The sequence below is a fragment of the Streptomyces capillispiralis genome, from assembly GCF_007829875.1.
Classification (GTDB): Bacteria; Actinomycetota; Actinomycetes; order Streptomycetales; family Streptomycetaceae; genus Streptomyces; species Streptomyces capillispiralis.
In genome coordinates this window covers 779,607-802,940 of sequence record NZ_VIWV01000001.1, presented here as the reverse complement: position 1 = coordinate 802,940, position 23,334 = coordinate 779,607, and the positions used below count along the sequence as shown (strand labels likewise).

12 protein-coding genes are annotated in these 23,334 nt (G+C 76.8%); 10 read left to right on the top strand and 2 right to left on the bottom strand.

Going from position 1 to position 23,334, the window contains the following annotated elements; all coding sequences use genetic code 11:
- The 9 genes from FHX78_RS03045 to FHX78_RS03005 are packed head-to-tail and all read left to right on the top strand — an operon-like array spanning nt 1 to nt 20,740.
- Nucleotides 1-4,197 carry a non-ribosomal peptide synthetase gene (locus tag FHX78_RS03045; RefSeq protein WP_145865917.1) on the top strand — a complete coding sequence of 1,399 codons (4,197 nt, stop codon included), beginning with the start codon at nt 1-3 and terminating at the stop codon, nt 4,195-4,197.
- On the top strand, nt 4,194-10,940 hold the full coding sequence (locus FHX78_RS03040) for a type I polyketide synthase (RefSeq protein ID WP_145865916.1): 6,747 nt from the start codon (nt 4,194-4,196) through the stop codon (nt 10,938-10,940). Before FHX78_RS03045 ends, FHX78_RS03040 begins: the two co-directional genes overlap by 4 nt.
- Before the next feature lie 51 nt (nt 10,941-10,991).
- A complete protein-coding gene (locus FHX78_RS03035) occupies nt 10,992-12,557 on the top strand; it encodes an ABC transporter substrate-binding protein (protein ID WP_145865915.1) in 1,566 nt (521 codons plus the stop codon).
- Complete coding sequence (locus tag FHX78_RS03030) at nt 12,554-13,555, top strand: ABC transporter permease (protein ID WP_208766178.1); 1,002 nt, start codon at nt 12,554-12,556, stop codon at nt 13,553-13,555. Before FHX78_RS03035 ends, FHX78_RS03030 begins: the two co-directional genes overlap by 4 nt.
- Complete coding sequence (locus tag FHX78_RS03025) at nt 13,552-14,373, top strand: ABC transporter permease subunit (RefSeq protein WP_145865914.1); 822 nt, start codon at nt 13,552-13,554, stop codon at nt 14,371-14,373. The genes FHX78_RS03030 and FHX78_RS03025 overlap by 4 nt, the downstream gene beginning before the upstream one ends.
- Nucleotides 14,370-15,947, top strand: a complete 1,578-nt coding sequence (locus tag FHX78_RS03020; protein WP_145865913.1) for an ABC transporter ATP-binding protein — start codon at nt 14,370-14,372, stop codon at nt 15,945-15,947. Before FHX78_RS03025 ends, FHX78_RS03020 begins: the two co-directional genes overlap by 4 nt.
- A complete protein-coding gene (locus tag FHX78_RS03015) occupies nt 15,925-17,310 on the top strand; it encodes a class I SAM-dependent methyltransferase (protein ID WP_208766177.1) in 1,386 nt (461 codons plus the stop codon). The genes FHX78_RS03020 and FHX78_RS03015 overlap by 23 nt, the downstream gene beginning before the upstream one ends.
- On the top strand, nt 17,307-18,722 hold the full coding sequence (locus FHX78_RS03010; RefSeq protein ID WP_145865912.1) for a class I SAM-dependent methyltransferase: 1,416 nt from the start codon (nt 17,307-17,309) through the stop codon (nt 18,720-18,722). The genes FHX78_RS03015 and FHX78_RS03010 overlap by 4 nt, the downstream gene beginning before the upstream one ends.
- Entirely contained in the window at nt 18,719-20,740 is a 2,022-nt protein-coding gene (locus FHX78_RS03005; protein WP_145865911.1) for a condensation domain-containing protein, read from the top strand. Before FHX78_RS03010 ends, FHX78_RS03005 begins: the two co-directional genes overlap by 4 nt.
- A gap of 47 nt (nt 20,741-20,787) precedes the next feature.
- On the opposite strand, the gene FHX78_RS03000 is transcribed toward FHX78_RS03005, so the two are convergent.
- Nucleotides 20,788-21,711 carry an NAD(P)/FAD-dependent oxidoreductase gene (locus tag FHX78_RS03000; protein WP_145865910.1) on the bottom strand — a complete coding sequence of 308 codons (924 nt, stop codon included), beginning with the start codon at nt 21,709-21,711 and terminating at the stop codon, nt 20,788-20,790.
- 94 nt (nt 21,712-21,805) lie between these two features.
- Between FHX78_RS03000 and FHX78_RS02995 the strand changes: the two genes are divergently transcribed.
- Nucleotides 21,806-22,891 (top strand): saccharopine dehydrogenase NADP-binding domain-containing protein, encoded by a 1,086-nt coding sequence (locus FHX78_RS02995; protein ID WP_145865909.1) that lies wholly within the window; start codon nt 21,806-21,808, stop codon nt 22,889-22,891.
- Nucleotides 22,892-22,895: 4 nt separating this feature from the next.
- Here FHX78_RS02995 and FHX78_RS02990 read toward each other — a convergent pair whose 3' ends face one another.
- Complete coding sequence (locus tag FHX78_RS02990) at nt 22,896-23,330, bottom strand: Fur family transcriptional regulator (protein ID WP_145865908.1); 435 nt, start codon at nt 23,328-23,330, stop codon at nt 22,896-22,898.
- Between the last annotated feature and the right edge of the window lie 4 nt (nt 23,331-23,334).

Below are 23,334 nucleotides of genomic sequence, written 5' to 3'. Positions count from 1 at the left end.
ATGAACCAGCCCGTGCCGAGCGACGACATCCTCGCCCGCGTCATCGACTGCACAGCCGAGGTCCTCGGCACCTCACCCGGGGACGTCGCGCCGACGACTCCCCTCGCGGCCCTGGGGCTGGAGTCGTTCACCGCGGTACGGCTGCGGCGCAGGATCCGCGAACGCACCGGCCAGGACCTGCCGTTGACCGCCTTCCTGGGCGACTCCGCCACGGTCCGCGCGGTGGCGGACCGGGTGCTCGCCGGCCGGGCCCCGCAGGACGCCCCGCCCGCCGGCGCACCCGGCCCCGAGACCCCGGAAGGGCGGGAACACGACGCGGACGGCTTCCCGCTGACGCCCATTCAGGCCTCCTACCTCGCCGGACGGGCCGAGGGCCTGCCGCTGGGCGGCGTGGCCACCTTCTACTACTACGAGTACGACCGCACGCCCGGCGACACGGACCCGCTCGTGGACGTGGCCCGCCTGGAGACCGCCTGGAACCGGCTGGTCGCCCACCACCCGATGCTGCGCATGACGGTGGACGACCGCGGCCGCCAGCACATCCTCGAAGCCCCCGGCCCCTACCGCATCGGCGTCACCGACGTGCGCCACGAGAGTGCGGACCGGGTGCGGGAAACGTTGTCGGCGCAGCGGCAGGAGCGGTCCCATCAGAACCGCCCCACCGGCTCCTGGCCGCTGTTCGACCTCCACGCCACCCTGCTGCCCGACGGCCGGACCCGCCTGCACGTCGGCGTCGACGTGCTGCTGACCGACCTCGCCGGCTGGATGCTGCTGATGCGCCAGTGGGGCCGTCTCGTCGACGACCCCGCCCACCGCCTGCCCGAGCCGCGGGCCCGCTTCGCCGACCTCCAGCGCGCCCGCGCCACCGACCCGGAGTGGGCGGCCCGGCGCGCCCGCGACCGCGCCTACTGGGCCGAACGCGCCCCCGGCCTCCCGCCGGCCCCGCGCCTGCCCCTGCTGCGCGACCCCGCCGACACCACCCCGCCCCGCTTCGTCCGCTCCGCCGCCGAACTCGACGCCGAAACCTGGGCCGCACTGCGCGCCCGGTGCGCCGAACACGCGGTCACCCCGACCGCCGCCCTGCTCGCCGCGTTCGCCGTCGTCCTCGGCCGGTGGGGCGCCGGGGAGCGACTCTGCCTCAACACCACCCTGTTCGACCGCCCGGAGGACGAGGGCGGTGCCGAGGGCGTGGTCGGCGACTTCACCACCACCGCCCTGGTCGGCACACCCCCCTTCGACCCCGCCGGCTGGAAGGGCTTCGCCGACTACGCCACCGCCGTCAACCACCGCTTCTGGGAGGACCTGGACCACCGCTCCGTGTCCGGCGTCGAGGTGCTCAGGGAACTGCGGACGCACACCCCGCCGACCGTGGGCGCCCCCAGCCATCCCGTGGTCTTCACCAGCGGCGTGGGCCTCGCGGGCGACGGCGAGGCCCCGGCCGCCTGGATCGGCCGGGAGGTCCACGGCATCTCCCAGACCCCGCAGGTCCTGCTCGACCACATCGTGTGGGACGAGGACGGACGGCTCCGGTTGGCCTGGGACGCCGTCGAGGGCGCCTTCCCCGACGGCTGGATCCAGGCCCTCCTCGACGCCCACGTCCGCCTGTTGCGCACCCTGACCGACGCCGACGCCTGGCGGGACACCACCCTGGGCTGGGACCCCTCCTTCCACCCCGAGGAACCCCTCGACGCCGTCCCCTTCCCCACCGCCGGCCCGCTGCTGCACGACCCGGCCGCCGACGCGGCCCGCCGGCATCCGCGACGGCCCGCACTGCGCACCGCCACCGCCACGGTCAGCCACGCCCGCCTCGCGGACAACGCCGCCGCCACCGCGAGCCTGCTCGCCGCGCACGGCGTCGGCCCCGGCGACATGGTCGCCGTCGCCTGCGAGAAGGGCACCGCCCAGATCACCGCCGTACTCGGCGTCAGCCTCGGCGGAGCCGGCTACCTCCCGGTGGAACCCACCTGGCCGGCCGCCCGGATCGCCGCCGTCTGCGAACGCGCCGGGGTCCGGCACGCCCTCACCGGGCGGGGTGTGCGCATCGAGTGGCCGGACACGGTCACCGTGCACCGTCTGACCGCCGCCGGCCGCCCCGCCCGCGCCGCCGCGGCACCCGCCGAACCCGTCGCCCCGCTCGCGGTCCCGCGCCCCGACGACCTCGCCTACACCATCTTCACCTCCGGCTCCACCGGCAGCCCCAAGGGCGTCGAGATCCAGCACCGGGCCGCGCGCACCACCATCGACGACATCGTCGACCGGTTCGCCATCGGCCCCGAGGACCGCGTACTGGCGCTGTCCGCGCTCAGTTTCGACCTGTCCGTGTTCGACATCTACGGCGTCCTCGGCGCCGGCGGCTGCCTCGTCCTGCCCGAGCCCGCCCGGCAGCGCGACCCGCAGCACTGGCTGGAACTGGCCGGCCGGCACGGCGTCACCGTGTGGAACACCGCCCCCGCCCTGCTCGAAATGCTCGTCGAGTACGCGGAGATGGAACCGGAGGAGGCCGCCACGGCCCTGCGCACCCTGCGTCTGGTGATGCTCTCCGGCGACTGGATCCCCCTGACCCTGCCCGACCGGCTGCGCCGGCTCGCCCCGCAGGCGAAGGTGATGAGCCTCGGCGGCGCCACCGAGGCGTCCATCTGGTCCATCACCCACCCGGTGGAGCACACCGACCCCGGCTGGCGCAGCATCCCCTACGGCCGTGCGCTGCGCGCCCAGAGCTTCTTCGTCCTCGACGAGAACGGCGCACCGTGCCCGGTCGGCGAGGCGGGCGAGCTGTTCATCGGCGGCGACGGACTGGCCCGCGGCTACACCGGCGATCCCGCGCAGACGGCGGAACGATTCGCCGTCCACCCGGTGCTGGGCCGCCGGCTGTACCGCACCGGTGACCTCGGGCGGTGGACCGCCGACGGCACCATCGAGTTCCTCGGCCGGGTCGACCGGCAGGTGAAGATCCGCGGGCACCGGATCGAACTGGGCGAGGTGGAGGCGGTGCTCGCCCGCCATCCGGCGGTCCGCCAGTGCGTCGTGTCGTCGGTGCGGGGCCCGGACGGGCGGCCCCGGCTGGTCGCGCACCTGTCCCCGCGAGGGGCGAGCGAGCCGCCGACGGCCGAGGAACTCGCCGACGCCCTGCGCGAACGGCTGCCCGACTACATGGTGCCCAGCCGGTTCGTGATCCTGGACCAGCTGCCCGTCACGGCCAACGGCAAGATCGACCACGCGGCACTGACGGCACCGGCGGGGGCTGCCGCACCGGCCGGGGCCGGACTTGCGTCCGCCGGGGCCGGGGGCGAGCCCGCCGTGGCCGGACGTCCGGCCACGGATGCCGGTGTCCCGGCTGCGGAGACCGGTGTTCCGACCCTGGACGCCGGTGAGTCCGCCGTGGACGCCGGTGGGGCCGCCGCGGTCGCCGGCGAGCGGAACGGCCCCCGCGCGGACTCGGGGCCGGCTGCCGCCGGGGAGGAAGCCGCCTCCGTCGGCCGTTCCCCCGTCGACGGGCAGTGGGCCGCCGCCGCGGTCGCCGAGGCGGCCGCCCTGGGCCTGGAGGTTTCCGTCGTGGTCCGGCCGGGCGGGCTGCGGCCCGACCAGGCGCTGGAGGCATCCGCCCGCTGGCTGCGGACCGTGGCACGCGCCGCCGGTTCCGCGCCCGTCGAGGCTCGCCTGCCGGCGGACGGACTCGCGGAAATCCTCTGCCCCTCCGACGAGTCGAAGGCCGCGTCACCCTCCGCCCCGGCCGCCGGTTCGGCGCTCCCGTCCGACGTGACACGAGCCGACGGGAACGCCGACGGCCGTACGCCCTCCCCCAGCCGCCGGACCGCCGCGCCCGCCCCCGTGGACCCGGCCGTACTGGAGGCGCTGACCGCCGTCCTGGCCGACTTCACCGACTCGCCGGTGACCCCCGAGAGCACCTTCGCCGCCCTGGGCGCGACCTCGCTCACCCTGGTCCTCACCCACCGCAGGCTCCGTGAGGGCATCGCGCCCGGTCTGGCGCTGGCCGACATGTTCGAGCACCCCACCGTCGCCGCCCTGGCCGCCCGCATCACCGCCCAACGCGCCACCGACACGGCCGAACCGGCCGATCCGTCCGCAGGCGACGGGACCCCAGCCGTCCGTCCGCCCACGACCCCGCAGCCCGAACGCCCCGCGCGCAGGAGTTCCCGCCTCGCCGCACGCGCCCTCGCCGAGGAGACCACCCGATGACCGACCCGACCTCCTCCCGGGGATCCCTGCCGGACAACCCCGAACCGGCCGTGGACGACGACCTGATCGCGGTCACCGCCCTGGACTGCCGCTTCCCGGGAGCACCCGACACGGCGGCCTACTGGGACCTGCTCGTCGGCGGACGCAGCGGCCTCACCCGCTCCAGCGCACAGGAACTGGCCGAACGCGGCGTCCCTACACGGCTGTTGGAGAATCCGGCGCACATACCCGTCGCCGGGGTGATCGACGGCCAGGACCGGTTCGACCCCGAGCCGTTCGGGCTGACGGACGCCGAAGCGGCCCTGATGGACCCCCAGCAGCGGCTGTTCCTCGAAGCGTGCCTGCGCGCCCTGGAGAGCGCCGGGCACGGCGGCGGCGCCGGGGCGGGCGCGGTCGGTGTGTTCGCCGGCGCCGCCCACAGCGACTACCTCGCCCGCAACCTCGCCGACCGGTACGCCGCCTCCGCCACCGACCCCGTCGGCAGCCTCCAGGCGGCCCTCGCCGGAGTCGCCGACTACCTGCCCCTGCACGTCGCGCACCGTCTCGCGCTGACCGGGCCCGCCGTCGCCGTCGGCACCGCCTGCTCGACGTCCCTGGTCGCCGTGCACCTGGCGGCCCAGTCGCTGCTGGCGGGGGAGTGCGACACCGCCCTCGCCGGCGGCGCCTCCCTGATCGTGCCGCAGGGCCGGGGCTACCTCCACGTCCCCGACGGGATCTTCTCCGCCGACGGACACGTGCGCACCTTCTCCGCCGACGGCACCGGCATCGTGCACACCCAGGGCGTCGGCGTGGCCGTACTGCGGCGGCTGCGCGACGCCCTCGCCGACGGGGACCCGGTACTGGCCGTGCTGCACGGCTCCGCCGTGAACAACGACGGCGGCGACCGCACCGGCTTCACCGCGCCCTCGCCGCGCGGACAGGCCCGTGCCGTCTCCGAGGCGCTCGCCGTGGCCGGACTCACGCCGCGCGACATCACCTACGTCGAGGCCCACGGCACCGCCACCCGCCTCGGCGACGTCGTCGAAGTGGCCGCGCTGCGGCGCGTGTTCGGCGACACCGGTCCGTCGTGGTGCGCCCTGGGCTCGGTCAAGAGCAACATCGGGCACGCCAACTCGGCCGCCGGCATCGCCGGTTTCGCCAAGACCGTACTGGCCCTGCACCACGGCGTGCTGCCGCCCACCCTGGACGCGCTGCCGCTCAACCCCGACCTCGGCCTGGACGGCTCGCCGTTCGCCGTCGTCCACGAGGCCACCGACTGGGCCGGGCACCGGTACGCGGGCGTCAGCTCCTTCGGCATCGGCGGCACCAACTGCCACGTCGTCCTCGGCAGCGCACCCGTCCGCCCGGCCCCGCCCGCCGACCCGCGGCCCCAGCTCGCCCTGCTCAGCGCGCACCGCGACGACGCGCTCGCCCGCCTCGCCGAGACCACCGCGACCGCCCTGTCCACCACCCCGCTCGACCCCGCCGACGCGGCCCACACCCTGCACACCGGCCGCACCGCGCTGCCGTACCGGGCCGCCGCCGTCCTCACCGGAGCGGCGGAGGCCGACACCCGCGCGCTGCGCACCGCGCCCCGGCGCCGCACCGGACCCACCGCGCCCCGCGTGGTGCTGGCGTTCCCGGGCGGCGGCGCCCAGTACGCGGGCATGGGCCGTGACCTGTGCGACCAGGAGGAGGAGTTCGCGCGCACCGTGCGCGAGTGCGCCGAGCTGTTCGACGACGGCACGGGACCCGGCCTCACCGCGCTCGTCACCGCCGGCCCGTCCGACGAGCGGGCCCGCCGCCTGCTGCGCGACCCCGCCCACGGGCTGCCCGCCCTGTTCACCGTCTCCCTCGCCGCCGCGCGCACCCTGCGCTCCTGGGGCGTGGAACCGGACGCCGTGGTGGGCCACAGCCTCGGCGAGTACGTCGCCGCCGTCGTCTCCGGCGCCCTGTCCCTGCCCGACGCGGCGACGCTGGTGGCGGTCCGCTCGCGCGGCATGTCCCGGGCGGCCGGGGGAGGGGTGATGCTGACCGTGCCGCTGGCCGAGCGGCACACCCTCGACCTGCTCGCCGACCACCCGGAACTCGACCTCGCCGCGGTCAACGGCCCCCGCTCCTGCGTCGTCTCGGGACCCGCCGAGGCCGTCGCCGCGCTGGAACGGCTGCTGGCGGCGCGCGGCGAACGCACCGTACGGCTCTCCCTCGACGCCGCCGCCCACTCCCGGCTGGTCGACCCGGTGCTGCCCGAACTGCGCGCCGCCGCCGGGGCCGTCCGCCCGGACGTCCCGCGGATCCCGCTCGCCACCACGCTCACCGGCGAACTGCTGCGCACCGCTCCCGGCGCCGACCACTGGGTGGCGCACCTGCGTTCCACGGTGCGCTTCTCCGACGCGCTGGCCGCGGCCCTGGGCGACGGGCCGGCCGTGCTGGTCCAGGCGGGCCCCGGCAGCGGACTGCTGCAACTCGCCCGACGGCAGGAGGACAGGCGGCCCGCCGCCACCCTCGCGACCTTCCCCGACCGGGACGAGCCGCACGGCGGGCGCGCCGCGCTGCTCGCGGCGGCCGGTGAACTGTGGACGTACGGCGTGCCGTTGGACGCCGCCGCCCTGCACCGCCCCGGACGGCGCCGTGTCACCCTGCCGGGGCTGCCGCTGAGCCCGCGCCGGCTGTGGATCGACCCGCCCGCCCCCACCGCCGCGGCGGACGGCCATCCCTCCGGGGCCGCCCCCGACGAGACCGAACCCCTCCAACTGCCCGTCTGGCGGCGCACACCCCCGCTCGACACCGACCGCCCGGCGTCGCCGGGCCGCTGGCTCGTGGACGGCCCGCCGGACTCCCCGCTGCCCGCACGGGTACGCGCCGCGCTCACCGCCGCCGGGGCCACCACCGTCACCCTCGACGAGGCGGCACGGCACCCGGACACCCCGTGCGACGGCATCGTCGTCACCGGCCCGCACCACGGCACCGGCGACGACACCGACCCGGCCGGCACCGTCACCGCCTCGCTCCTGCGGTACGCGGACGTCGCCCGCGCCGCCGCCCCCTGGGCGCACGGCGCCTGCCTGCTCCACCTCAGCCACCACGCCCAGCAGGTGGAGAGCGCCGACCGGCCCGCCGCCCACGCCGCCGCCACCCTCGCCGTACCGCGCGTGCTCGCCCAGGAGTTCCCGGGCCTGCGCTGGCGCGCCCTCGACCTGCCGGCCGGACCGCCGGACGCCGTCGCGCTCGACGCCGTGCTCGCGGAGGCCGCCGACCTGCTGTCCGGCGGCCCCAACGGCACCGAGTGCGCCCTGCGCGGCGGGGACCGCTGGCAGCGCGGCATCACCCCGTGGCGCCCGTCCGCACCCACCACCGGCACCACCCGCACTACCGGCACCACCGGCACCACCGGCACGGACGCCGCGGACGGCGCGACAGGTACCGGTACGGCCGTCGTGCTCGGCGGGCTCGGTGACGTGGGTCTCGCCCTCGCCGGGCACCTCGCCCGCTCCGGACGCCGTGTCGTGGTGACCGGCCGCACCGGCCTCCACCCGGACCCCGAGCCCGGCAGCGGCGACGCCGAACGGGCCGAGACCGTACGGCAGTTGCGCGCCTCCGGCGCCGACATCGAGGTCCGTGCCGCGGACGCCGCGGACACCGCCGCCACCACGGAACTGCTGCGCGAACTCACCGACCGGGACGGCCCGCTGGACCTGGTCGTGCACGCCGCCGGCGTGGTCGCCTCCGCCGCCGTCGCCCCGCTGCGCGCCACCGGGGAGCCGGCCGTACGCGCACACGTCCACGCCAAGGTCACCGCCGCCCTCGCCCTGCGCACCGCCGTGCACGGCCTGCCGCCGGGCCGCCGCCCGGCCACCGTCCTGCTGATGTCCTCGGCCACCGCGTTCGTCGGCGGCCTGGGCCTGGCCCCGTACGCGGCCGTCAACCGCTTCCTGGACGCGCTCGCCGAACACGAGCGCACCACGGGCACCAACGGCGCGCCCCGCTGGCTCAGCGTCGCCTGGGACGGCTGGCGCGTCGGACCCGGCCGCAGCGAACGCACCGTGGCCTCACGGCACTCCATCGGCCTCGACGACGGCATGCGCACCGTGGACCGGCTGCTCGCCCTCGCGGACGCCGGCCGCGCCCCCGCCTCGGTCGCGGTCTCCCCGGCCGACCTCGCGCCCCGCACCGCGGGCACCCCCACCGCCGTACCGGGCCCCGCTCCCACCACGTCGTCGGAAGCGGGCGACGCACCCGGCGGTGGCGCGGAGGCCGAACTGGCGCGGGTGTGGTCGGAGCTGCTCGGCTTCCCCGTCACCGACCGCGACGCCGACTTCTTCGCGCTCGGCGGCCACTCCCTGCTGGCGACGCGGATGCTCGCCCGGCTGCGCGACGACCACGGCGCCGACCTGCGGCTGCAGGACCTGCTGGCCCGGCCCACCATCGCGTCCCTGGCCCCGCTGCTCCCCGCCCGCGAACCCCGGCCCGCCCCCGCCCCGGCCGGCACCACCACCACCGCCGCACCGGCCGGCGACGGCCCCCGCGAGTTCCCCCTCACCCGTGTCCAGCACGCCTACTGGGTCGGCGGATCCGGCGGCTACCGCCTCGGCGACGTCCCGTGCTCCTTCCACCTGGAGTACGACTGCGCCGGCCTGGACACCGACCGCTACGAGGCGGCGTGGAACGCGGTCGTCGCCCGCCACCCCATGCTGCGCGCGGTCGTCTCCCCGGAGGGCCGCAACCGGGTGCTCGACAAGGTCCCCCACTACCGCATCCGCGTCCAGGACCTGACCGAGGACGACGACACCGAGCGCGCCCGCAAGCTGGACCGCGTCCGTGACCGCATGGTCCGCCGCGAACCCCGCCCGGGCCGCTGGCCCCTGGTCGACATCCGGGCCGCCCGGCTGCCCGGCGACATCGTGCGCCTGTTCGTCAACGTCGACGTGCTGGTGTGCGACACCGCCAGCTACCTCGTCTGGGACCGCGAACTGCGCACCCTCTACCAGAACCCCGACGCGCACCTGCCGCCGCTGGAGACGACGTTCGCGGACTGCGTGGCCGCGCTCCAGGAACGCGCCCAGGGCCCCGAGCACGCCCGGGCCGCCGCCTACTGGCGCGCCCGCCTGGACGACCTGCCCGGCGCGCCCGCCCTGCCCGTACGCACCCGGGACCTCGGTGAACGCCCGCGCTTCGCCCGCCGCACCGCCCGTCTGGAGCCGCCCCACTGGGACGCCCTCAAGGCGGAGGCCGCCCGCCGCGGACTCACCCCCACGGCCGTCCTGCTGGCGGCCTACGGGGAGGCCCTCGCCGAATGGTCGGGGCAGGACCGGTTCGCCGTCACGCTCACCCTGTTCGACCGGCCCGCCCACCTCCCCGGAGCGGACGCCGTGGTCGGCGACTTCACCTCGCTGATGCTGCACGAGGTGGACCGCACCGACACGCCCAACTTCGCCGACGCCGCCGCCCGCGCCCAGCGCACCCTCTTCGAGGACCTGGACCACCGGGAGTTCTCCGCGCTCGACCTGCTCGCCGAGAAGTCCTCCCGCACCGGCCGCACCGCGTCCGTGCCCGTCGTCTTCACCAGCGCCCTGGGCCTGTCCGGCCCGCTCGGCGGCGGCCACGACCTGGACTGGGCGGGCACACCCGTCCACGGCGTGAGCAGCACCCCGCAGACCTGGCTCGACCACCAGGTGATCGAACAGCACGGCGCGCTGCTGCTCCAGTGGGACGTCCTGGAGAACGCCCTGCCCGCCGAGGAGGCGGACGCCGCGTTCGCCGCGTACACCGCGCGGGTGCGCCGGCTGGCCGAGGCGCCCCACACGTGGGACGACCGGGAGGACCCCCGCCCCGCGCCCGCCGCCCGGGACAGCCGCCCGGCCCCCGCGCCGGAGGACACCCCCTCCGACCGCGACGCCGTCATGCTGCTGCGCGACGGCACCGACGACCGCCCGCTGTTCCTGATGCACCCCTCCGGCGGCGACGTCCTGTGCTACGGCGAACTGGCCCGCCTCCTCACCGACGGCCGGCCCGTGGTGGCCCTCACCGACCCCGCCCTGACCGGCGGCACCGGCCCGTCCACCATCCCCGAGATGACGGACCGCTACCTCGCCGCGCTGCGCACCCACCAGCCGCACGGCCCCTACCTCCTGGGCGGCTGGTCGATGGGCGGCACGGTCGCCCACCAGATGGCCGTGGAACTGCAGCGGCGCGGTGAACGCACCGACCTCCTGGTGATGATCGACTCCAACACCCCCGACCGCATCCGCGCGCTGGGCGGCGCCGACGGCGCCGAGGACACCGCGTTCGCCGCCGTCCGCTACCTGCGCTCCCTGGAGGCGTTCCTCGACCTCGACCTGGAACTGGGCGCGGACGCGGCGGCGATCCGCGAGGCCCCGACGCCGGAAGCGGTGCGCGGCGCCGTCACCGAGCGGCTCCGGTCGGCCGGCCTGCTCGGCCCGCGCGACACCGCCGACGCCCGGCTGGAGGTCTTCGAACGCCATCTGCGGGCGCTCGCCGGCCACCGGGCCGGACACCTCACCGACCCGGCCACCCGGCTGCTGCTCATCGCCGCCTCCACCCCCTCGCCGCACAACGCCGGCGTCGGCATGGGCGTCGACGACGCCGGCGACCTGCCCGCCCTGGGCTGGCTGCCGCACGTCAGCGGCCCCGTCGACGCCCACACCGTCGACGGCCACCACTACTCCCTGCTGCACGACCCCGCCGTACGCCGGACCGCCGCCCTCGTCGACCGCGCGCTGGCCGCCGTGCGCGCCGCCGGCTGACACCCGGCACCCCACCACCCCGACCCTCGACCGACCTCGCGGAAAGCCACCATGCACCAGCACCCGACCCCCCGTTCCCTCCCGTCCCGCAGATCCGCCGCCACCGCCCTGGCCGCCGTCGGCGCCCTCCTGCTGAGCGCCTGCTCCAGCACGCCCGCCAAGGACACCCCGGCGGCCTCCGACAGCACCCCCGTGGACGGCGGCACCCTGCGCTACGCCGTCGCCGGCTCACCCGCCACCGCCAGTGGCGACCCGCACGGCGGCCTCGGCAACGAGTCCGACGTCCTGCGGTTCGCCCTCACCTACGACGTCCTGACCGTCCCGGGAGCGGACGGCAGGACCCGCCCCCGGCTCGCCACTTCGTGGAAGCCCGACGCGGACATGGACCGCTGGACCCTCACCCTGCGCGACGACGCCCGCTTCACCGACGGCCGCCCGGTGCGCGCCGCCGACGTGCTGTACTCCCTGCGCCGCATCGCCGGCAAGGCCGCCGAGAACTACGGCCGACTCGCCGACTTCGACCTGGCGAAGTCCACCGCCCCCGACGCCCACACCGTCGTCCTGGCCACCCGCGCCCCCATGGCCGACGCGCCCAGGGCTCTGGAGTCCGTCACCTTCGTCGTCCCGGAGGGCAGCGAGGACTTCTCCCGCCCGGTCACCGGCTCGGGCCCGTACCGGGTGGAGCGCACCGGCGCCCAGACCGCCGTCCTCACCCGCAACGAGAAGTGGTGGGGCGAGCGGCCGCACCTGGACCGGATCGAGATCCAGGCCGTCGCCGACCCGCAGGCGCGGGCGAGCGCCGTCGCCTCCGGTCAGGCCGACGTCGCCGGCAGCGTCAGCCCCGCCGCCGTCAAGAGCGCCGGCTCCTCGGCCCGGACCCAGGTGATCCGGCGCGACGGCGTCACCGAGTACCCGTTCGTCATGCGCCTGGACACCGCGCCGTTCGACGACCCCCGGGTCCGTGAGGCCTTCCGTCTGGCGGCCGACCGCAAGGCCCTGGTCGACACCGTCTTCCTCGGCTACGGCAAGGTCGCCAACGACCTCCCCACCCCCTACGACCCCTCCACCCCGAAGGACCTGCCGCAGCGCACCCGCGACGTCGAGAAGGCCAAGCGGCTGCTGGCCCAGGCGGGCCACGCCGACGGACTGACCGTCACCCTGCACACCACCACCTCCTATCCCGGCATGGACACCGCGGCCACCCTGTACGCGCAGCAGCTCGCCGACATCGGTGTGGACGCCGAGGTGAAGGTCGAACCCGCGGACACCTACTGGACCGCCGTCTACGCCAAGAAGGCCTTCTACACCGGCTACTACGGCGGCATCTCCTTCCCCGACCTCACCCGCGTCGGTCTGCTGTCCGACTCCCCGACCAACGAGACCGCCTGGCGCAGCAGGTCGTTCGACGAGGGCTTCGCCGAGGCCATGGCCACCGCGAACGAGGCGCGCCGCCAGGACCTGCTCGCCGGCATCCAGCGCGACCTGTGGAAGGACGGCGGATACGTCGTCTGGGGCACCGGCGACGGCCTGGACCTCGCCGCGCCCGGTGTGCGCGGACTGCCCGACGGCCCCGGTTTCCAGCGCATGTTCATCGACCAGGTGTGGATGGCGAAGTGACCGGGCGTTCCGCCGGCCGGGGCGGGGGCGTGCGCCGCGCCGGCCGGGCGCTGCGTCCGGTGGGGCGGGCCGCCGCGCTGACCGCGGCCGCCACGGCCGTGGTCTTCACGGCCACCGAACTGCTCCCCGGTGACGCGGGGGAGCTGAGGACGGCGGGACGCGCCTCCGCGGCGGACATCGCGGCGGAACGCGACCGGCTCGGCCTGGACCGGCCCGCCGCGGTGCGCTACGCCGACTGGCTGTACGGCCTGGTCCGCGGCGACCTGGGCCGCTCCCTGGTGAGCGGCCGCCCGGTGGCGGACCTGTTCACGGAACGGCTGCCCGCCACCGCCGTCCTGGTCGCGGTGGCCCTGGCCGGCACCGTGCTGCTGACCGTGACCGCCCTGGCCGTCACCGGTCTGCGGGGCGGCCGGGGCGGTTCGGCCGCCACCGGCCTGGCCGCCGTGCCGCAGCCGGTGTACGCGGCGGTGCTCGGCGCGGTCCTGGCCGGCCTGCTCGGCTGGCTGCCCGCCGTCTCCCTGCTCCCGCCCGGCGGTTCGCCCCTGGCCGATCCGCGCGTCCTGGTGCTGCCCGCCCTCACCCTGGCCCTGCCCTCGGCCGCGTTCGCCACGGCCCTGCTGCGCGGGGCGCTGGGCGACGCCCTGCGCCGGCCGCACGTGACGGACGCGCGGCTGCGCGGCCTGCCGGCGCCGCTGGTGCTGCACCGGCACGTCCTGCCCTTCCTGTACGCGCCCGCGCTCCAGGTCACGGCCCTGCTGGCGGGCGGACTCGTCGCCGGAACCGCCCTGGCGGAGACCCTGTTCGGCTATCCCGGCACCGGGCAGCTGCTGGTGTCCGCCGTCGCGGTGCGGGACGTCCCCGTCATCCAGGCCGCGGCGCTCCTCCCGGCCGCCGTCCTGCTGCTGGGCATGCTCCTGGCCGACCTGGCGGCCCGCCGCACCACGGCCCCGGACCAGGCTCGGGACGCCGCCCCCGGCCTCACCGGGAGGCCCGTGTGAAGGCCCGCTCGCCCCTCCGCCCGCCCCGTACCGTCCGCCGCGCCGCGCCCGCCGCCCTGGCCGCCGCCCTGCTGGTGTGCGTGCCACTGGGCCGGTACGCCGCCCCGCACCCGCCGGAACGCACGGTCGCCGCACCCTGGACGCCGCCCGGCGGACCGCACCCGCTGGGCACCGACGTCCTCGGCCGCGACGTCCTGTCCCGCGTCCTCGCCGGCGGGACCCAGCTGCTCACCGTGTCCCTGCTCGCGGCCGCCGCCGCCGTCGTCTGCGGTACGGCCCTCGGTCTCGCCGCGGGCTGGACGGGCGGCCGCACCTCCCGCGCCGTACGCGCCCTGAGCGACCTGCTGCTCGCGGTGCCCGCCCTCGTCCTCGCGCTGGTGCTGGCCACCGCGCTGCCCGGCAGCGCGGCGGTCGTGGTGGCGGCGGTGCTCGCCGGTGCGCCGCTGACCGCGCGGGTCGTCGCCACCCAGTGCGCCCACCTGCGGGACAGCGGACACGTGCACGCCGCCGTCGAACGGGGCGAGCGCACCCCCGCCGTCCTCCTCCACGAGGTGCTGCCCGCACTGCGCCGCCTGGTCGCCGCCGACGCCGGGCTGCGCCTGGTCACGGCGCTGCAGATCGCGGCGACGCTGGCCGTACTCGGCCTCGGTCCGCGACCGCCCGCGCCCGACTGGGCGTTGATGCTCAGCGAGAACCTGCCCGGCGCCGCGCTCAACCCGTCGGCGCTGCTCGCCCCGGCCGTCCCGCTGGCGCTGTGCGCCTGGGCGTTCGCGGCGGCGGCCCGCTCCGCCGCCCGCACCCCGGAGGAGACGGCATGACGACCCCCGCCCCGCCCCGCTCCGTGCCCCTGCTCGCCGCCGAAGGACTGGCCGTCCACCGCACCCTCGACGGCGTCACCGTGCTGCCGCCGGTCGACCTGAGCGTCGGTGACGGCCAGGTCCTCGCCGTCACCGGCCCGTCCGGCGCGGGCAAGTCCACGCTGCTGCGCGCCCTGCTCGACGTCCTCCCGGACGGGCTGGACCGCTCGGCGGGCACCGTGCGCCGGCGCGGTACGGCGGTGCCGCCGGGCCGGGCGGCACGGCGCTGGCGGCGCACCCGCACCGGCTGGCTGGGACAGGACCCCGCCGCCGCGCTCAACCCGCTCTGGCGGGTCGACCGGCTCATCGGCGAGGGCTTCACCGGCGATCCGGCCGCCCGCGCGCACCGGGTCGGCGACCTGATGGAACGGCTGGGTCTGCCGCCCGGGCTCGCCGCGCGGCGCGCGGGGGAGCTGTCGGGAGGACAGGCCCAGCGGGTCGCCCTGGCCCGCGCGCTGTGCGCCGACCCCGAACTCCTCGTGCTGGACGAACCCACCTCGGCACTCGACCGCGCCGCCGCCGGCCTGGTCGCCGACGCGGTGCGGTCACGGCGCGGCGTCCCCGGCCGGGGCGTCGTCCTGGTCACTCACGACACCGGCCTCGCCACCGAACTGGCCGACATGACGCTGACCTTGGGCACGGACCCGCACGCCGGGGAACCGCTCCCGCTCCTTCCCGCCCGCGACACCGGCCGGCACCTCCCCGCCCCGCCTCCGCCGGCGCGGGACGGGACCGGCCGCGCGACCGCCTCTCCCACGCCGCCGGGGAAGAGCCCGCACCACCCCGCCACCCCCGCGCTCGCCGCCCGTTCCCTCACCCTCCGCACCCCGGACGGCACCCCCCTGCTCGACCCCTGCGACCTGGAACTGCCGACAGGCGGCTGGCTGGCCGTCACCGGACCGTCCGGCAGCGGCAAGACGACCCTGCTGCACGCCCTGGCCGGCCGCCGCCCCCCGGCCGGCGGCCATCTGCTGCTGCACGGACGCCCGCTGCCCGCCGCGACCCGCGCCCGCGACCGACGGACGCTCCGCTCCGTGCAGCTGGCCGGCCAGGACACCGCGACGGAACTCAACCCGGCGCACACCGCCGCCCGTTCGGTCACCCGCCCGCTGAAGGTGTTCCACGGCATGACCGCGGCCGCCCGCCGGGACCGGGTCCAGGAACTCCTGGCAGCCGTCGGGCTCCCGGCCGAACTGGCGTCCCGCAGACCGCCCGCGCTCTCCGGCGGCCAGCGCCGCCGGGTCGTCCTCGCCCGGGCCCTCGCCGCCGGCCCGGACGTGCTGCTCCTGGACGAGCCCACCGCGGGCCTGGACCACGCGTCGGCGCGGACCGTCCTCGACCTGCTCGACCGCCTGCGCGCGGAGGGAACGGCCGTCCTGACCGTCACCCACGACCCCCGCACGGCCGCCCGGGCCGACCACGTCCTGCACCTGACCGGCCGCCGCCTCACCCCGGTGCCACCCGCGACCGCACCCACCGACCAGCCCCACGCACCACGAACGGAGCACACCGGTGTCCGACCACACCACGACTGAACAGACCGCCCGCACGGCGGAGTTGCTGGCCGCCCACCCCTGGGTGGCGCGCGCCCGCCCGGCACCCGACGGCGGCCTCCACGTCGTACCGCACCCGGACGCCGTGGCCGCCGCACCCGACCACGGCCCCCTGCTGCGCGAACACCTCGAACAGTGGGCCGAGGTCTACGAGTGGGTGTACGAGACGGGGGAGGGCCGGCACGCCGACGACCTGGACCTCTCCGGCTGGCGGTCCTCCGACACCGGGGCGCCGCTGCCCGAGGCCCACATGCGCGACTGGGTGGACCGCACCGTCGACCTCGTCCTCGCGCAGCGCCCGTCGCGCCTGCTCGAACTGGGCTGCGGCACCGGCCTGCTCGCCCACCGCCTGCACCCGCGCCTGGACGGCTACGTCGGCACCGACGTCGCCCAGGTCGCCGTGGACCGGCTCACCGCCGCCGGCCTGCCCCGCACCGCGTTCGTACGGGCCGCCGCCCACGAGACGGACGCCCCCCGCGTACGGGACGCCATGGACCACGTCTTCGGGCCGCAAGTCCGCCCCGACTGCGTGCTGTTCAACTCCGTCACCCAGTGCTTCCCCGACCTGGCCTACCTGACGGCCGTCCTGCACGGCGCGCTGGCCGCCGTCGCCGACGGCAGCACCGTGATCGTCGGGGACATCCGCCACTCCGGGCTGGTCCTGGACCACTTCACCCGGCTGGAGCGGGCCCGCGACCCCGAGGCGGACGACGCGACGGTCACCGCCCGGGCCACTGCCGCCGCCGCCTCCGACGAGGAACTGTCCTTCGCGCCCGCCGCCGTCGTCACGGCGCTCGTCGGCCAGCCGCGCCCGGTCCGCATGAGCGTCCACGCCCGCACCATGGCCGAGGACACCGAACTCACCCGCTACCGCTACGACATCGTCCTGCACGTCGGCCCCCACACCCCCGCCCCGGACACCCCGCGGGTGCGCCGCACCCCGTGGGACGCCCACCGGGGGAGCGGCACCCGGGAGGCGCTGCGCGCGGCCCTCGACGGCGACGGCCCCGTCGTCGTCCACGGCATCCCCAACGCCCTGCTCGCCGACGCGCCCGGGGCCGTCACCCCGTACGCCCTGCGCGAGGCCCTGGACGGCACGGACGCCGCCGTGCTGCTCGACGCGGCCGACCCGCGCCTGCTGGCCGTGGTGTCCCCGGCGCACCGCGCGCCCGCCGCCACCGAGCAGGCCCCGGACCCCGTCGGCCCGGCCGCCCACGAGCCGTTCCCCCTGTTCGTGCGGCGCCGCCTGCCCGAGGTGCTGCGCGACCACCTGCGCCGGGCCGACCCGGGCGCCGCGCTCCCGGCGATCACCGTGGTGGACGGCACCGGGGACGGCCCCTCATGACCGGAGCCCGCACCGACCCCGCCCTCACCGGTCTGCCCGGCGTCACCGACCACCACCTCCTGCCCGGCGACCCGCGGAACACCCTCCTCGTCGCCGGACCACCCCCGCAGGCGCGGGAGATCCCGGCTGCGGACGCCGACGCCGCGGACCGGGCCGCGGACGCGGGCGACGCCTCCGTACGGGGCACCGACCTCGCGGCGCTCCCGGCGGCCATGCGGCAACTGGACGAGACGGCGCTGCTCACCATGGCCCGCGTCCTGGACCGCACCCGCCTCTTCCGCGACGGCGGCCGCCCCTCCACCGACGACGTCCTCGCGGCCCTCGCGGTCGCACCCCGGCACGCCTGGATCGTCCGCCGCTGGCTGCGCACCCTCGCCGCCGAGGACCGCCTCGTCACCGACCCGGCGACCGGCCGCCACCACTGCCTGGAGGTGCCCGACCGCCGCGACCACGCACGCGCCCTGCGCGCACTGGACGCCCCCTGCCGGGACCTGGGCTACCCGCCCGCCATGACCCGCTTCTTCCGGGCCGCCGCCGAACGCCTCCCGCTGCTCCTCCAGGACCGCGCGTCGCTCCAGGAGGTGCTCTTCCCCGACGGGGAGACGGACACCGCGACCGGCAACTACCGTGACAGCGCGCCCAGCCGCTGGGCCAACCACGCCGCCGCCTCCCTGGTCGCCACCGAGGCCCGACACCGGGCGGAGGCGGGTGGCTTGAGGGTGCTGGAGGTGGGCGCCGGAGTGGGCGGCACCACCGGCACCGTCCTGGACGCCCTCGGCGACACCCCCGTCGACTACCTGTTCACCGACGTCTCCCCGTTCTTCCTGCGGGCGGCCAAGGACGCCTTCACCGGCCGGCCGGGACTGCGCACCGCCCTGTTCGACATCCAGGCGGACCCGCTCCCGCAGGGCTTGGAGCCGGGCTCCCAGGACGTCGTCCTGGCCGCGAACGTGCTGCACAACGCCCGGCACGCCGGCCGGTGCCTGGCCGCCCTGCGCGAACTCCTCGCACCCGGCGGGCTGCTGGTCGTGGTCGAGTCCTGCCGGGAGCACTACCAGGCCCTCACCTCCATGTACCTGCTGATGTCGCCCGCACCCGACGAGCGGGCCTGGTTCACGGACCTGCGCGCGGGCCAGGACCGGGTCTTCCTCACCGCGGCGGAGTGGGCACGGCAGCTCGACGCGGCCGGCTTCGACCCGCTGCCCGTCCTGCCGCCCGACGGGCATCCCCTCACCACGGCCGCCGGCCAGCGCGTCATCGCCGGCCGCGTCCGCCACCACGACCACCGGCCCGACCCGGCGGCGGTCCGCGCCGCGCTCGCCGACCGGCTGCCGCCCACCGCCGTCCTCCCCCGGATCCACACCGTGGACCACATCATCCGCACCGACACGCCGACTGGAGCGACCCGTTGACCCCCACCACCGCACCCGACGACACCGCAGGCGCGCAGACGGCCCCGGCCGACCTGGTCGACGCCGTCCGCGCCGTCTGGGCCGACGCCCTGGAGACCGACCTCGCCCACGTCCCGGCGGACGCCAGCTTCCTCAGCCTGGGCGGTGACTCGGTGCTGGCCGTGCGCATGGCGGCGATGCTCCGCAAGCGGCTCGGCACCCCGCTGGCCCTCGCGGACGTCCGCGTCGAGCAGAACGCGGCACAGCTCGCCGCCCTCGTCCACGAGCGCAGCACCGGCGGCGGCTCCGGCGCCCTGCGCCCGCTCCCCCTCGACCTGCGCCGGCGGGACGACCCGGACGCGCCGTTCCCCCTGCTGCCGCTCCAGCAGGGCTACTTCGTGGGCCAGCAGGACGCCTGGGAGCTGTCCTACCGCTCCGCCCACCACTACGTGGACATCGGTCTGGAGGACATCGACGCCGACGAGGCCCCCGAAGCCCTCCAGGACGCCCTGGAGCGCCTGGCCGAGCACCAGGCCGTGCTGCGGGCCCGCATCCTGCCCGACGGCCGGCAGCACATCCTGCCCCTGGACGACCCGGAGGCGGTACCGCGGCTGCGGGTCACCGACCTGCGCGGCGCCGACGAGGAGACGGCCGCCGCACGGCTCGCGGAGATCCGGCACGAGATGAGCACCGAGGGCCCCGACCCGTCCCGGGGCTGCGGCCTGGACATGCGTCTGACCCTGATGCCCGGCGACCGAGCGCGGCTGCACTCCTCCACCAGCCTGCTCATCATCGACGGCTGGTCCTCCGGCGTCTTCTACCGCGACCTGTTCGCGCTGGTCTCCGACTACAACGCCGTCCTCGCGCCCCTGGACATCGACTACGGCGACTACGTCACGACCCTGCGCGACCTGCCCGGCACCGAGGCGTGGCAGCAGGACCGCGACTGGTGGTGGGACCGCCTCGACGGCTTCCCGCTGCCGCCCGCCCTGCCCCTGGTGGCCGACCCCGGGGAGGTCCGCCCCACCCTGATGGGCACCCGGCAGGCCGTGCTGGACCCGGCGCGCTGGGAGGCGCTGCGCCGGCTGTGCACCGAGCACGGGGTGACCCCGTCCGCGGCGATGTTCGCGGCGTTCGCGGCGGCGGTCGCCCGCGCCTGCGGCCACCGCCGGTTCCTGCTCAACACCCTCCAGCTGAACCGGCTGCCGCTCCACCCCGACGTGTCCCGCCTGGTGGGCGCGTTCTCCTCCACCATGCTGCTGCCCGTGGACCTGCCCGCCGCCCCGGTCTTCGCGGACCTCGCCACGCGCGCCCAGCGGGACATCGGCGACGCGCTCGCGCACAACCTGATCACCGGTGTGGAGGTCTCCCGCGAGCTGGGCCGCCGCCGCGGCACCCACCGCCCGGTGGCCCCGGTCGTCTTCCAGTCCACCCTGGGCGTGGACGCGGCGCTGGGCAGCGAGGTGCCCCAGGAGGCGGGCCCGCTGGGCGAGATCGACCTGCTGAGCCACCACCAGCAGCTGCGCACGCCCCAGGTCGCCCTGGAGGTGCGGCTGTTCGAGCTGCGCGGCGAACTCGTCGTCGTGTTCTCGCTGGTGGAGGAGTTGTTCGCGGGCGCGGACGTCGACCGGATGTTCGCCGACGTGATGGCCACCGTGGAGTCGCTGGTCGAGCCGGACGGCTGGTCGGCCGTGGTGGCACTGCCCGAGGCGGTGGACGCCGAACAGGCGGGCGCCGACGAGCGGGCCCCCGGCGGACGCCTGTCCGTCCCGGTGAAGGCGGCCGACGGCGCGGAGCCGGGCCCGCCCCGGGACGACACCGAGCGTGCCGTCGCCGCGCACTGGCAGACGCTGCTGGACCGTCCGGTGGAGGAGCGCACCGCCGACTTCTTCGCGCTCGGCGGCGACTCCCTGCTCGCGGTGCGGATGCTCGCCCACCTCGCCCGCGAGGGCGTCGGCCGGGTGACGCCGCGCCGCTTCCTGCGGCAGCCGACGGTGGCGGGGCTGGCCGCCGCGCTCCGCGCGCCCGCCGGGGAGTGAGCGGTGTGCGGCGGGGACGGATCCCGCCCCCGCCGCACCGGCGCCGCTCAGCCGCCCAGGCCGGCGTCCTCGCGGAACAGTTCCTGGTCCAGCCAGACCGCGGCCCGGGCGCCGTCCGCGGCACCGGTGACCACGAACGTGAGGGCGTCCGGCAGGGCCTCCAGCCGGGCGGTGTCGCCGGCCGCGTACACACCGGGCACGGAGGTGCGCTGGAACTCGTCCACCCGCACGCACCCGTCCGGCAGGATGTGGCAGCCCAGCCCCTCGGCCAGCGCGGAGTGCTGACGGGTGGGCGCCCGGTGGTAGACGGCCTGCCGCTCCAGCACCCGGCCGTCGGCGAGGACGAGGCGCAGCGCCCCGGCCTCGCCCTCGATGCGGTCGACGGCCGTCTCCTCCACGGCGATCCCGGCGGCGGCGAGCCGGCCCGCGGCCTGCTCGGGCACCGGATGGCCGTCGGTGCACACGATCACGTCGTCGCTGAAGCGGTCGGCCACGTACAGCGCCTGCATGACCTGCGGCAGTTCGTGACCGAGGACGGCCAGGCTCATCCCGCCGGTCTCCCAGCCGTGGCAGAACGGGCAGTGGTACACGCCCCGCCCGAACAGCGCGGACAGGCCCTCCACCCGCTCGTCGAGCAGATCGACCTGTCCGGTGGCCAGGACCAGCTTGCGGGTCCGCTCCACCGTGCCGTCGGCCAGCGTCAGGGCGAACCCCGGCGCCTCGGCCGCGGCGTCGGTGACGGTGGCCTCGCGCACCTCCACGTTCGGGTAGGCGCCGAGCTGTTCGCGGCCGATGCGGCGCAGTTCGGCGGGCGGGAACCCGTCGCGGCTGAGGAACATGTGCATCTCCTCGGCGGGCGCGTTGCGCGGGCTGCCCGAGTCGAGCAGCAGCACCCGCCGGCGCTGACGCCCGGACACCAGGGCCGCGTTGAGGCCCGCGGGCCCGCCGCCCACCACGATCACGTCGTACATCGTCAGTCACTTCTTCCGTAGCACGTCACTGGATAGCTACGATAATAATTATCATTTTCAATAGACCCTCGACGGGAAACAGCGAGGAACACTGGTGCACCACACTGCAGCCATCGGCGTGATCGGCGGTTACGGGGCCGTCGGCAGCGCGGTCGTACGGCGGCTCCACCGGGCGGGCGCGCACCCGCTGCTGGTGGGCGGCCGCGACCCGGACCGGGCGGCGGCCCTGGCCGCCGGGCTCCCCGCAGGGGGTCAGGTGGACGGCACGGCCGTCGACCTGACCGACCCCGACTCCCTGGACCGGTTCGTGGCGCGCTGCCGGCTGGTCGTCAACTGCGCGGGGCCCTCCTACCGGGTCCTGGACGCGGTGGCGCGGGCCGCGCTGCGGCACGGCGTGGACTACGTCGACGCGGCCGGCGACGACCCCGTGCACAACCTGCTGTGCGCGGACGGCGGTTCGGCGCGCTGGGTGACGTCCGGCCGCACGGCGGTGCTCTCCGCCGGCGCCCTGCCGGGCCTGTCGTCGCTGCTGCCCCGCGCCCTCGCCGCCCGCACCCCCGGCGCCACCGCGCTGGACGCGTACGTCGGCGGCGTCGCGCCCCTCACCCCGGCCGCCGCCGGTGACGTACTGCTCGCCAGGGGGCCGGAACACGGCACGCCGGGGGCGGCCTGGCAGGACGGCCGGACGCGGGAACGGGCGCTCGCGCCCCGCCGGGGCGTGCGCGTCGACGCCTTCCCGGCCGCCGTCGACGCCTTCCCGTTCCTGTCCACCGAGGCCGTCCGGCTGGCCCGCGCCACCGGCCTCGAACAGGTGCGCTGGTACACGGTGTTCGGCGGTGAGCGCCTGGCCGAGGAACTGGCGATGGCGTGGGCGCTGGAGACCACGGACACCGCCGACCTGGTGACGGCGGCGGAGGAGGACGTACGCCGCCACGGGGCCTGGTACGGGCAGGAGTTCCGCCTGTGGACCGGCGCGGCGGACGGCGCGCCGGCCGCGCGACTCGTCCTGCGCACCGCCGACTCCTACGAACTCAGCGGCTTCCTCGCCGCAGCCGCCGCGCTGCGCACCCTGCGCGGCGAGCTGCCGCCCGGCGTGCACTACGCCGCCGATGTGCTCGAACCGACGGCTACAACACAAGAGTTGGCGGCCGACGGGGCGGCGGAGCTGCGCTTCTCGTGAGCGGTCAGCGGTGCGCGCCCCGGCCCGCGGGGACGTCGGGGCGGCACCGCTCGCACACCCCCGTCAGCTCGACGGTGTGGTCCACCGCGTGGAACCCGATGTCCCGCGCGATCCTCGCCACCCACCGTTCGACCTCCTCCGAGTCGACCGCCAGGCTCAGACCGCACTCCCGGCAGACGACGTAGTGACGGTGACCGTCGTCCGGCCGGGGCCGGTACAGGCGCTCACCGTCACCGTCGCGCACCACGTCCACGTGGCCGCCGGCCACCAGCAGCCGGAGGGTGCGGTAGACGGTGGTCAGACCCACCGTCACCCCGTCCGCCGTCAGCGCGGCGTGCAGGGCCTGGGCCGAGACGAAGGTGTCACAGGCGTGCAGGGCCCGCAGGACGGCGGCCCGCTGCCGGGTCGCCCGCCACTCGGCCCGGGTCCTCTCGTGCATGAGT